Annotated in this window: 12 protein-coding genes; 9 read left to right on the forward strand and 3 right to left on the reverse strand. The window is 36.0% G+C overall.

The genetic code is table 11. The annotated features are described in order from the left end of the window. The first annotated feature begins 122 nt into the window (after nt 1-122). From C5F50_RS03225 to C5F50_RS03245, 5 genes are all read left to right on the forward strand, one after another. Complete coding sequence (locus tag C5F50_RS03225; protein ID WP_179372260.1) at nt 123-1,421, forward strand: hypothetical protein; 1,299 nt, start codon at nt 123-125, stop codon at nt 1,419-1,421. Nucleotides 1,422-1,451: 30 nt separating this feature from the next. After that, nucleotides 1,452-2,120, forward strand: coding sequence for a hypothetical protein (locus C5F50_RS03230; protein WP_179372261.1), 669 nt, complete (start codon nt 1,452-1,454; stop codon nt 2,118-2,120). A 331-nt stretch (nt 2,121-2,451) separates the two neighbouring features. Then, a complete protein-coding gene (locus tag C5F50_RS03235) occupies nt 2,452-2,844 on the forward strand; it encodes a prefoldin subunit beta (RefSeq protein ID WP_179372262.1) in 393 nt (130 codons plus the stop codon). Between the two features lie 52 nt (nt 2,845-2,896). Beyond that, nucleotides 2,897-3,586 (forward strand): ERCC4 domain-containing protein, encoded by a 690-nt coding sequence (locus C5F50_RS03240; RefSeq protein WP_179372263.1) that lies wholly within the window; start codon nt 2,897-2,899, stop codon nt 3,584-3,586. 24 nt (nt 3,587-3,610) lie between these two features. Further along, entirely contained in the window at nt 3,611-4,369 is a 759-nt protein-coding gene (locus tag C5F50_RS03245) for a sulfurtransferase (protein ID WP_179372264.1), read from the forward strand. Here the strand turns inward: C5F50_RS03245 and C5F50_RS03250 are convergent. Then, nucleotides 4,355-4,834: an NOB1 family endonuclease gene (locus C5F50_RS03250; RefSeq protein ID WP_179372265.1), complete on the reverse strand. Its 480-nt coding sequence runs from the start codon at nt 4,832-4,834 to the stop codon at nt 4,355-4,357. The genes C5F50_RS03245 and C5F50_RS03250 overlap by 15 nt on opposite strands. Beyond that, the gene (locus C5F50_RS03255; RefSeq protein ID WP_179372266.1) at nt 4,824-5,639 is read right to left on the reverse strand and encodes an NAD(+)/NADH kinase; all 816 of its coding nucleotides are present in this window, start codon (nt 5,637-5,639) and stop codon (nt 4,824-4,826) included. Before C5F50_RS03255 ends, C5F50_RS03250 begins: the two co-directional genes overlap by 11 nt. Before the next feature lie 93 nt (nt 5,640-5,732). Here C5F50_RS03255 and C5F50_RS03260 point away from each other — a divergent pair, with 93 nt between their 5' ends. Genes C5F50_RS03260 through C5F50_RS03275 form a run of 4 tightly spaced genes read left to right on the forward strand, consistent with a single transcriptional unit; the run spans nt 5,733 to nt 9,990 of the window. Further along, nucleotides 5,733-6,578, forward strand: a complete 846-nt coding sequence (locus tag C5F50_RS03260) for a sulfurtransferase (protein WP_179372267.1) — start codon at nt 5,733-5,735, stop codon at nt 6,576-6,578. A gap of 1 nt (nt 6,579) precedes the next feature. Further along, complete coding sequence (locus tag C5F50_RS03265) at nt 6,580-6,888, forward strand: hypothetical protein (RefSeq protein WP_179372268.1); 309 nt, start codon at nt 6,580-6,582, stop codon at nt 6,886-6,888. 36 nt (nt 6,889-6,924) lie between these two features. Then, nucleotides 6,925-7,872: a 4Fe-4S dicluster domain-containing protein gene (locus C5F50_RS03270; protein ID WP_179372269.1), complete on the forward strand. Its 948-nt coding sequence runs from the start codon at nt 6,925-6,927 to the stop codon at nt 7,870-7,872. A gap of 51 nt (nt 7,873-7,923) precedes the next feature. Beyond that, nucleotides 7,924-9,990: a cellulose synthase family protein gene (locus C5F50_RS03275; protein WP_179372270.1), complete on the forward strand. Its 2,067-nt coding sequence runs from the start codon at nt 7,924-7,926 to the stop codon at nt 9,988-9,990. On the opposite strand, the gene C5F50_RS03280 is transcribed toward C5F50_RS03275, so the two are convergent. After that, complete coding sequence (locus tag C5F50_RS03280) at nt 9,987-11,513, reverse strand: chemotaxis protein (protein ID WP_179372271.1); 1,527 nt, start codon at nt 11,511-11,513, stop codon at nt 9,987-9,989. The genes C5F50_RS03275 and C5F50_RS03280 overlap by 4 nt on opposite strands. Between the last annotated feature and the right edge of the window lie 324 nt (nt 11,514-11,837).

The following is an 11,837-nucleotide window of genomic DNA, read 5'->3' on the forward strand; positions in this document are numbered from 1 at the left end:
AATTGATAGTGTGTAAAATTACTCATTCTATAAGATCAATTATTTACTAATACTAGGAAAATAGTGATATAATTTACCAAAAATAGTAATTATTATATTTAAGCTGTTTAGTTGGAATGACAATGATTACAAAAAACGCAAAAACAATTTTGTTTGCTTCTTTGATTGCTGCAATGATTCTGCCATTCTCAATGATGGGTATCGCAGATGCAATACAAGACAACAATCAGAGAATGGAAGCAAAAAAACAAAACATCGCAAACCTGGGAGACAAAATGCAAGCACTTTCTGTCAAAATCTTTGACCTTGAGGCAACACTAGCCAATCTAGAATCAGAAGGAAATGTAGATGAACAAGAGAGTATCAAAAAAACTCTTGCTGCATCCTATGGTGAATTAGACAGGTTACAAGCGAAAGCCTACAAGCTATTTGAGATTCCTGAAAAAAGATACCAAAAACTGCTTGAAGCCAAGCAACAGATACTCGAAGAATACGATGGTACTGGAATGATAGATGATATATTCATTGATCATTCAGACGAATCAATTCAGGTCATCCTGTACTCAGACTATTTCGAATCACACAAGGATACTGTCAAAAGCAAAGCAGATTCTATTGCCTCTAAAAAACCAGCAACCCCTGCTGATGATGTAGGCAACATTAAAGTTGGAATCAAACACTTTACTCCAAGCGCTGTCATGGCTTCTGATGAAGCCTGTGCAGGAGTTGGATCTGGTAATTCTGGATACAATCAAATATGTAACAAGGCTACAATCTCATTTCCAGCAACAAAAAGTAGTGTTAATGGATTTGTCACTGTAGGCCATGCATTACAAGAAGGTCTAAACACATATCCCTCCAACGCAATAAACCAACTACCAGTATATCAACCAGGTCCGGCTGATACTAATGGTAATGGAATTGGAGTTGTGCCTACCGGTCAATCTCTAACAGATTTGAATTGGCAAGCACAGATCCTTGGTACGCTCTCATATGGAGTATATGATGCAAGTCAGAATGAAGATGCCGCATTTGTCAAGCTATCGCTAGGCAAGACAGTAAACAAAGAAGTCGATATTAATGGAGCCACCTATAACATTGCAAGTTATCTAACAGGCAATCCGACCATAGGTCACTATGTCTATAAATCAGGACTGGCCACTGGTACAACTTTTGGATTCGTACAGTCTGTCAATACTGATGGTGTTTATGCCTCATACACCCAATGTAAAGGAGACAGCGGTTCCCCAGTTGGAACAGTTTTGGGTGCAGACTTTACCTTCTATGGTATGCACCTTGGTACTGTTGGTAGTGGACCGTTCTTCAATCAACCATCTTGTTCTGGTAGTGATACATACTCAAAGTTCATGACATACAGCACAATAGTAAACCAAATAGGTGTCACCGGACAAACACAATAAATGATATATTTTTCCCCTCTCTTTTTTTTGTTGGTTCTTTTGTATAGCACTGCCGTTTTTGCAGAAGCATCAGAGGACGATGCTAAACAGGATCAATGTAAGTATGATTATGAACGGACACTCACACATCCTGGCTCATTAACTTTTTCTTGTCTTTACAGATTAAACTGTGAGGGATTGAAAGTCACAACAGATGATGAGAGAAGTATGTTGGAGAATGATTATTTGACCCAACTATTTTTGCACAAGAATCCCAATATGTCATTAGATGAGGCACTGATATCGGGTTTGAGTTTTGATCCTGCAAGTGTATGGGTAATACGGGAAAAGAGGCAGGACATGATAATTCCATATCCCAGTTTTGCAGTTACCTTTAATTCATGTGCAGATATTACAAGCTATGATTATCTCCCATCAGAAAAAGAACAAGATGAATTTCGTATACGCCATCCTCAGACAAGCAATGCTACTGAAAACCTGAGAGTATTTGGAGAAGACAAATATGAGATAGCAGCAAGAATCTTGGACCAACATACATCACCAAAAATCCAGATAAACGAGTTTAACATACAGCCAAACGAGATACGCTGCAATGACGGACTTGATCTGTACAAGCATAACGGAAATATTCCAGTATGCGTCAAACCCCAAACATATGAAAAGCTGCTGGAACGTGGTTTTGATCTTGAACCTGTATAATAGTTACAAAAAACCTGATTCTACAGAGCTCGAACCTTGGATAAACATTGGAAACCAAACAGTTTGAATAAAATCTACATCTGTTGAATCTTCACTTGAACGTGGTTGGGCAAAAATCTAGACTATCATGACATATTGTCTGCAAATTTTCTTATCTGATTTGTCTCAAAAGGAATTTTTACCCGTGTTAGAGATAACTTCTTGGTAACCCAGCATGAAGTGCTTTTCTTTGGCCACTAATCCAGATATATTATTCGTAGATTAGGCATGATCCAACACAATATTGGCATACATCGGTAAAGATATAATGAAACAGATTTTTTGAGTAACCATGTCATCACCACAAATGCCTCCGTGGCTTCAAGAGCAAATAATGAAACTACAACAATCTCAGCAAAGCCTCCAATCAGTTATGACTCAAAAACAACATCTTGAGATGGAAAAAGCAGAAACTGCAAAGGCACTAGATGAATTAAAAAAAATTGCAGATGGTGATGCCGTGTTTAAACAAGCAGGAACTGTTTTGATAAAATCAACAAAACAAGAACTAATTGATGAATTAGAAGAGAGAACAGAGATGGCAAAAACACGTGTAACTGTACTTGACAAACAAGAAGCACGTCTCAAAGAATCACTCAAAGAACAAGAAACAAAAATTACCGAAATGATGAAAAGCGGTTCTACAAGTTCTACGCCCCCAGCAGAAGATAATCCTAGAAAGTAATCCTCAATCCTATTTCATATAAGATATTAACAATTCATTCCAAGTACTATTTGTGAAATTAGAAAATCTCCGCATCATTGTCGATGAGCGAGAGCGCAAAAGTGGAATTCCTGAACTCTTAAAATCAGTTGGAATGAATCTTGAGATGAAGACACTTCCTATTGGAGATTATATTGTTGGACCTGAAACAATTGTTGAGCGAAAAAGTATCCGTGATCTTATGGCGTCAGTCTTTGATGGACGACTATTTGATCAGTGCTCACGACTAAAGGAGCACTTTGAGAATCCGATTGTTCTCATGGAGGGAAATGTCGATGAGATTGAAGAAATTACTGAAAACCCTCTGATATTTTATGGTGCAATATCTACAGTTGTTCTTGATTTTAAAATCCCCGTCATTCCTACGCCAAGCGCTGCTCACACTGCAAAATTGTTGGTATCGATGTGCTCTAGAAAAGAATCACATAAAGGACCCTATCTGAAAAAAATAAAAAAATCAATTGATCTAGAACGACAGCAACTATCGGCACTTTGCAGTTTACCTGGAATTGGAGAGAAATTTGCAATTAGAATGCTTGAGAAATTTGGAACCCCTCTGAAGGTTTTTACTGCAACAACTGCTGATTTGGCAAAAGTTGAGGGCCTAGGTGAAGCACGAGCCAAGAAAATAAAAAACATGTTAGACTCTAAAAGTAAACATCTAAAAAAATCTAATCAAAAAACTTTGCATGATACAAATTAATAATTTAACAAAGATGAATTTATCATGTTAGTATCAGTTGATTGGCTCAAAGAACACCTGGCTGATACTAATGTTGTAATTTTAGATACACGTCCCAAAACAATCTTCCTTTATGGGCATATTCCAAATGCTCAGTTCCTTTCCATAGAGCAGATAATTCGTTTTGATGAATTCGGGTCTAACCTAGTAGCTGAGCAAGAAAAAATTACTGATCTCTTTGGTAGTTTAGGAATTGATGAATCAAAAACAGTTCTATTGATTGGAGATGCAATGGATCCATCTGTTGCAAGAATTGTTTGGACGTTTTTGTATTTTGGACATGAAAAAACTTGTCTACTCAGTGCAAATGCATCTGATTTACAAAAACACGGATTAGAATTAACACGCCAAACATCAACTCCAAAACCTGCAAAATTCTCTCCAAAAATTAACAACAAAATCAGAATAGAATCTGATTTTCTAAAAGATCATTTGAATGATTTTGTAATTTTAGATGCACGTAGTTCTCAGGAATTCATGGGAGGTCATCTTCCAAACTCAAAACTTATTCCATTCACTGAAGGGATTGGTTATGACGGAAATCTATTTCGTGACAAGGGATTCCTTGATGAGTTATTTTTGCAAAACAATGTCTCAAAGGACAAAGAGATTGTTTGCTATTGTATGCATGGACACAGAGCATCAAATCTATTTTTGCAACTAAAAATTGCAGGATTTGAAAATGTAAAACTATATGACGGCTCTTTTGTAGAGTGGAATGGAAAAAATTTACCCCTTGAGTAATTTTCTCTTTAATGGAGTTCCACACATTGGACATTCACTTCCAGAGGTATGATTAGTTCTACACCCAGGACAGTAATGAACCCATTTTCCAACATCTGCAATCCCCTGAGTCATTATTGGTGAAATTTTTAGGCCAAGATTTCTTGCAACATTTGAAATTGCAAAATCATCGCTAATTATCTCCCCGTTTAGCTCAATGCACAATGCAATGACTGAGACGTCTTGCTTTGATAGTTGTTGATAGTCCCCTGTATCTCTTGCGGCCTTTACTGCAGCTATTGTTGACTCTTTTTCAGGCTCTCTGATTTTCAATCTATTAGTTTCAAGTAATGTTCCCAATGCATCTTGATTTTTTTTTATGTGTTTAATTTCATCATAAACTAAAGATGTTGTGTAGCAATCATCAGCTGATCCAAACGGAACTCCAGCATAAAATGCACTAGCGTCTAAAATTCTAAAATCCAAGTTTGCTCATTTGCCTCAGTCCACGTTTTTTTAATCTTACAAAGACTGCTGGTTTGTTGTACTTTTTGATAATTATTGGTTCTTCATATCCTGCTGTTTTGATTACTTGCGCATCCATTGCAATGTTGCAATCCTGAGAACAAATAATTTCAATTTTCTCATCTGGAACTACTATTGATGCCAATCTGTAAACTGGTGCAACAGGTGTGATTATTAAAACATTCAAACTCTCATGCAAGATTGGACCTCCTAGTGAAAAGGAATGACCAGTTGATCCGCTTGGGGTTGCAATGATTACTCCATCCATTTTTTGTTTTACTGTATCGTTTTGAAATTTAATTTCAATCTCTGCAGTTTTAGTCAAGTTAACTCTACTGATGTATATCTCATTTAATGCAGGAGGGAATTCTACTCCGCCACATGATGCAACAACTCTGATTCTTTTATCTAAAAAGAAATTGCCTTTTAAAATTTGATTTATTGCATCATCGATTTCTTCAATTGTAATTTCAGCCAAGATTCCTCTGTTTCCACCTACGTTTATGGTCAAAATTGGTGTCTCGTTTTGCAGATTTCTAAAAACCCTGAGAGTTGTTCCATCCCCGCCAAGAGTGATGACTAGGTCAAGTTTTATTTTTTTCAACTCTGCTAAATCTTCTATTTTTTTTGCCCCTTCAACCTCAATTGGGGAAATTGTATAAACTATAGATTTTTTTGCCAAAAACTTTTTTGCGACATCCCTTGCAGCTTTTTCTGAATCCTTTGAACCTACTTTACTTACAACTGCAACTTTTTGAAGCTTCAAGCAGTTCTACTGAATTTCATTGTACTTAAAAATGATATTTTTGGAGATTTTTGGAAAAAAACAAATAAGTATGAAAACAATGGATAAAACATCATGAGTTACGCACATCCTGAAGTTTTAGTTGATACTGAATGGGTATCACAAAATCCCCCAAATGAAAATAGAAAAATAGTTGAAGTTGATTATGATCCAGTTAATGGATATCAAAAAGGTCACATTAATGGAGCTTCCCTAATTTGGTGGAAACGTGACATTAATGATCCAGTTACAAGAGACATCATTAGCAAAAAACAATTTGAGGCTTTAATGGCTAAAAACGGAATTACTGCTGACACTGAAGTGATTCTTTATGGTGACTTTAACAACTGGTTTGCAGCATTTGTTTTCTGGGTTTTCAAAATCTATGGTCATGAGAATCTCAAAATAATGAATGGTGGACGAAAGAAATGGGAATTAGAAAGTAGAGATTACACTACTGATGAACCACAACTGCCGCCAACAAAATACATTGCACAACCTCCAGATGAAGGACTTAGGGCATATCTATTTGATGTGAGCCGTGCATTAGACAAAGAAGACACTGTAATGGTTGATGTTAGATCGCCTGCAGAGTTTACTGGTCAAATTACTGCTCCGCCAGAATATCCGATGGAGCATGCACAAAGAGGCGGGCATATTCCAGGTGCAAATAATATTCCATGGGCAACTGCAGTCAATGACGCTGATGGAACCTTCAAAGCAGTTGAAGAACTACGACAAAACTATGAGCCAAAAGGTGTAACTCCTGACAAAGATGTAATTTGTTATTGCCGAATTGGAGAAAGATCTTCTCACAGTTGGTTTGTTCTAAAATATCTGCTTGGATATCCTCAGGTTCGAAACTATGATGGTTCTTGGACTGAATGGGGTAACATGATAGGAAATCCTGTGGAAAAATAAATTGCTACTAGACCTTCCAATTCTTGAGAAAGGCACTTTTTATTTTATCAAAGATGACAATACTCATTTTATTTTAGAGGATAAAACAAAACGAGGCCTTACCATAAAGGAGACCTCTGTTGATAAAAAACTAAACGTCAAAGCAGACAAGGGCATGATTCATGACATGGATGGTATTGGACACTGGGTAGTGATTAGGTGGTATTTTGCAAAGGATTCACATGATCTATCCAAAGTTTTAGAGCATGCAGAAGCCATGGAAAAAAAATACACTGAGCTCAGAGAGTTGACGTGTCCAGATGATGACTGATAACCTTTTTAAATAAAATCGAATCATCAAAGTCAGATGTCTTTACTTTTAAAAGATCGAGTTTATTCCATGGAGGCCCCAACTGCAAAGCGTGGAGTTTATCCTTTACATGGTTACAAACTTGGATTATACAGATTGCCAATTAAACTAGAAGAACCTGTAGAGCTAAAATCCGTCCATGATGGTCTCAAAAAGACGTTTGAAATGGACATGTATGCTGATAGAATTTACGCAACATATCGTTGGAAGGAGCAAAACATGGATGATGTTGATGCCAAAGGATACGAAGAAGTTGAACTTTCAGTTACAGTAGAAATTGTTACAGGTGAAGTAGTTGATATTATTTATCAAATATTTCCAATTGAAAAATTCGGTGATCCAAACTGGGTAAAAGACTATAGAAAGAAAGCAGACCATTTTGCAAAAATGGTAATTGACACTATTTTACGTAATACCATCTTGGCAGACAAGATGATATCTTATTTGGCAAAAACTGAAAAGATTTCTGAAGTTGCCGCAATTCAAAAACTAGAAGAACTCACTCCATTGGCTAAAATTGTTCTTGGTGCAAAACCAAAACCAGTTGAAGCAAAAGAAGATGATGCTGAAGATGATGATGCAGATATTGAAATCCCAGATGGTGCGAAACCAGGACCTATTGATGTTGAATACAAATCAAAGATGAAATCTTCTGCAGCATATGAAGCACCAGAACATACAATCAAGACTTGGGGCAGAAAGGGTACGAGCAATGGCATCATGGGTATTTGGGGAGAATTTGTTTCAGTAGATTATGATATTTGTATTGCTGATGGCGGTTGTATTGAAGCATGTCCAGTTGGAGTCTATGAGTGGTTTGATACTCCGGGAAATCCAGCATCTGACAAGAAACCATTGATGTCAAAAGAGCCAGATTGTATCTTTTGCCTTGCATGTGAAGGTGTATGCCCCCCACAAGCAATCAAGATCTTTGAGCAAAAATAATCAATTATTGCAACTATAAATAGCGACTAGTCATTTTGTGAGATTAGGGATATGGCAATCAATCCTTTCACCCAGTTTGTTTTTGATCTGTTCATCTTATCAGCTATTATCATCACGGCATATACTTGCAATTTTTACTATTTGGCATTTCTTTCAAGAAAAAGAAAAGATGTTCTCACCACTACTGATTGGGGAAATCCATCAATTACAATTCAACTCCCAATATACAACGAAAAGTACGTTGCAAAAAGATTGGTTGATGCTGTTTGCAACTTGGATTATCCAAAAGACAAAATGAGAATAATGGTGTTAGATGATTCAGATGATGATACAGTTGATTTACTTGAAAATGCAGTTAATGATTACAAAAATCAGGGATTTCAAATAGAACATGTACGACGTGGAACAAGAAGCGGATACAAGGCAGGAGCACTAAAGCATGCAATGAAATCAACTGATACAGAACTTGTTGCAATTTTTGATGCTGACTTTATTCCTCCAACATGGTTTCTTAAACGAGCAATCCCCCACTTTACAAACTCAAAGATTGGTCTTGTTCAATGTCGCTGGGGACATGTAAATGAAAACTATTCTGCAATCACTCAGGCACAAGCACTGAGTCTTGACTTTCATTTTCTTATAGAACAAAAAGCAAAAAGCAATTCTCATCTGTTTATGAATTTCAATGGTACTGCGGGAATATGGAGACGTGATTGCATTGAGGATGCAGGAGGTTGGCATACTGCAACACTAGTTGAAGACCTTGATCTAAGTTACAGAGCACAAATGAAAGGCTGGAAATGTTTGTTTCTACCTGACATTGTAGTTGATGCAGAACTTCCTGTGCAGATGAATGCTGCAAAAAGACAACAATTCCGTTGGGCAAAAGGCTCTATCCAATGTGCAATAAAATTACTTACTGACATTGCACTAAAACGTAAAGTTGCAATTGAAGCAAAAGTTCAAGCATTCATTCAACTAACTCGTCATGTTGTTTACCCATTAATGCTGATACAGTTTTTGGCATTGCCCATTTTACTGGCAGGACAAGTCAATCTCTACGTGATTAGCTTTCTTCCGGCAATAACTATTGCAACATATCTTGCAATGGGGCCTGGTGCGTACATTATGATCATGCAAAGCATGTATCAAAAGTCATGGAAGTCTAAAGCCAAGATACTTCCGGCATTGCTAATTTACAATGCAGGAATGTCTGTAAACAATACAGTTGCAGTATTTGATGCAGTAATTGGGAAGAAAAACGAGTTTCTTAGAACTCCAAAATACGGTGTCCTAAAAACAAAAGATGATTGGAAAGACAATGCATACAATTTACCTTTCTCACAAGTTACACTGCTTGAGATCTTTTTTGGCGTATATGGAATAATGGGCATCTTTGTTGCAGTTTTTTCAAATAATCCTATCTTTGTCCCTATAATTGGACTTCAGGCTACAGGATTTTTCTATATTGCATACATGAGTTTGTCTCATACGCGATTTAAAAGAAATAAATCAAGTAAGCCCCGACCAAAAACTAAGAAAGAAAAAATGGCAAATACTGTTTACAAACTTTCCATGATTGGAATTGTGGGAATTATTATTTTTGGAGGATTTATGGCAATTTATGGTTACAATACTGATATCTATCCTCTAGACCGAATCAGGGGCCATCTTGATGGAATTGTAGGCTCATCTGATCCTGTTACAATAAAGAGTCATCTATTGGCAATTCAAGAAGATCTGGAACTAGTAATGGATCGTGTACCTGAAACCACCGATGCTAATGGTGAGGTTATTTCTAAAAACCCCGTTTGGATATTCGCTACAGAATCTACAAACTTGCTTAGAATACAAAATGATGTAGATACGATGGCTGCAAGTATTGAGAAAATTTCAACTGTTCCAAAGGATAGTTCTGCATATCATACAGGAATGCTAGATATTAACGGCAGAGCACTATCCTTGAAAACCAATATCATGGATGCGACTCCATACATGTATGTAAGTGTTGCAAACATTATATTCAGTACAATTTGGATTGCAGCAATTTTGGGAATCTTTGCTGCATTAAAGAAAAAGAAACAACAATTCAAAGAAATAGATGAGACTGGAGTTTAAGGAATATTTAGATCTTTTCTTAGTTCATCTACTGCTCTAATTCCATAAATGTCTCTTATTTGCTGAACTCTAATTGTTTCTTTTAACATATCTCTGCCTATCGCATTAGTTAAAATTGAATAGACATCACTGAATCGAACTTCCCACTTGTCTGCACAATCTAAAATTTTACTAACTGCCCATTGTCTTACTTCTTGAGGTAGAGGAATCTTTTCACCAGACTCTATTGATATCCTATCAAATAGATTTACAATGTCTGCAGTTTGTGTTGCCATATTTTCAATGTCTTTTAATTCGCCATACTTTGATTCAGTATTCATTCTGACATTTGATTGATATTCTGAAAGTTTTAGCAATGCCATCATCTCTTTTGATGAATCACTTGTTGCCTTGTTTGTGACGTTTTTGATTGATTGTATCTCTTCAAATAGTTTATCTGATTTTTTATGAAATTCTGCAGTTGACGCGTCTTGTCTTTTTAGAATATCTGAAGCTGATGCTATTTTTTGCTCTATGCTGTTTGTTTTATCAAAGACGTTTTGCTTGAAATCTGAAATGTCTTCCTGAACTGATTTGAGTCCTTCTCCCACAAATGCTGTAGAGTCTGCCCTTTTTGATAATCCTCCAATTTCAGTCTCAATTTTATCAATTTTGCCTCCTAAATCCCTAATTGTCTGCATGCTTAGATTTTCAGCAGATTTTGCATTTGTAGAGATTGTCTCAAATTGTTGCTTAAGACCATCAATTACTCCTCCAAGGGAATCAATTTTTGATGCTTTTGAAGAAATTGAATCAATTGTAATTTTGATTGCTTCAAGTTCTGCATTAAGATCTGTTGTCGAAATTGCACCTTCTGCAATCCTTTCAAATTCTTGTTTGAGGCTTTGTATGATTTGATTTCCAGTATCTAGTTTTGCAGTTTTATCTGAGATTTCATCAAGATTATTTTTTAGTTTGTTCATCTCAGAGCTAATCTCTAAAAATGAATCTGTTTTTCCAGAGACTTTTCTGAGATCATCTCTTACTTCATCGATTCTCTGTGCAATTTTTATTATCATTTGGGAATTATTCTTAATTGAATTCATACTGTCTTGTACTTGCTGAGATATTTCTTGAGGCTTTGTTGTTTTTTGAATCTCTGAAATTTTATTTATCTCATCTTGTAGTTTTGCAGTTTGATCATTGATCTTACTTACTAGATTAGATTGGGTTCTTACTTGATTTAACCCTGCATACAGTTTCTGAGTATCATCTTCTATAATGTTGATTTGTTTTGATTGTTTCTGAATATACTCTAATGTTGATGTTAGTGTGTCAATCATATCTTTCATTGATAGTAGGACTTTTTGGTTTTCTCCGAAAATTTTTGACATTACTTTGATCTCTTTTTGTAATGCCTTGTTAGAATCTGAAACTGATGCTACCTTCTTTAGTACTGCTGATGGCGTTGGCTCTTTTGTAACTTTTTTTACAACTTTTTTTGCTTGCGCTGACGTCTTTTTCTTTGTAGTTTTAGCTGCCATATACAGTCAATTAAAAAATGATGATAAAAAAGTTGGGTCTAAAATAAAAAATGTAAAGAGTTACTTATTTACAACAGTTGGTTCGTGTAGTAACTCATGAAAGGTCTTCTCAGCCAGCCCATTTGCCGTTTCGATAAACCCTCTTGTACAATATTCACATTGAATCATATAGTACGGTATGGTACCGTACTATTAATACTCAGGTGATTATAACGTAACCAATGATGCAGTCAGATACCCCAGGTCATTTTTCTACATAATGTTCAGATGACCTAATCATCACTCTGCAAAATCATTATGATAAATGATCATAAAGAGGTTAAA

It is taken from the genome of Nitrosopumilus ureiphilus, from assembly GCF_013407185.1.
GTDB classification, from domain to species: domain Archaea; phylum Thermoproteota; class Nitrososphaeria; order Nitrososphaerales; family Nitrosopumilaceae; genus Nitrosopumilus; species Nitrosopumilus ureiphilus.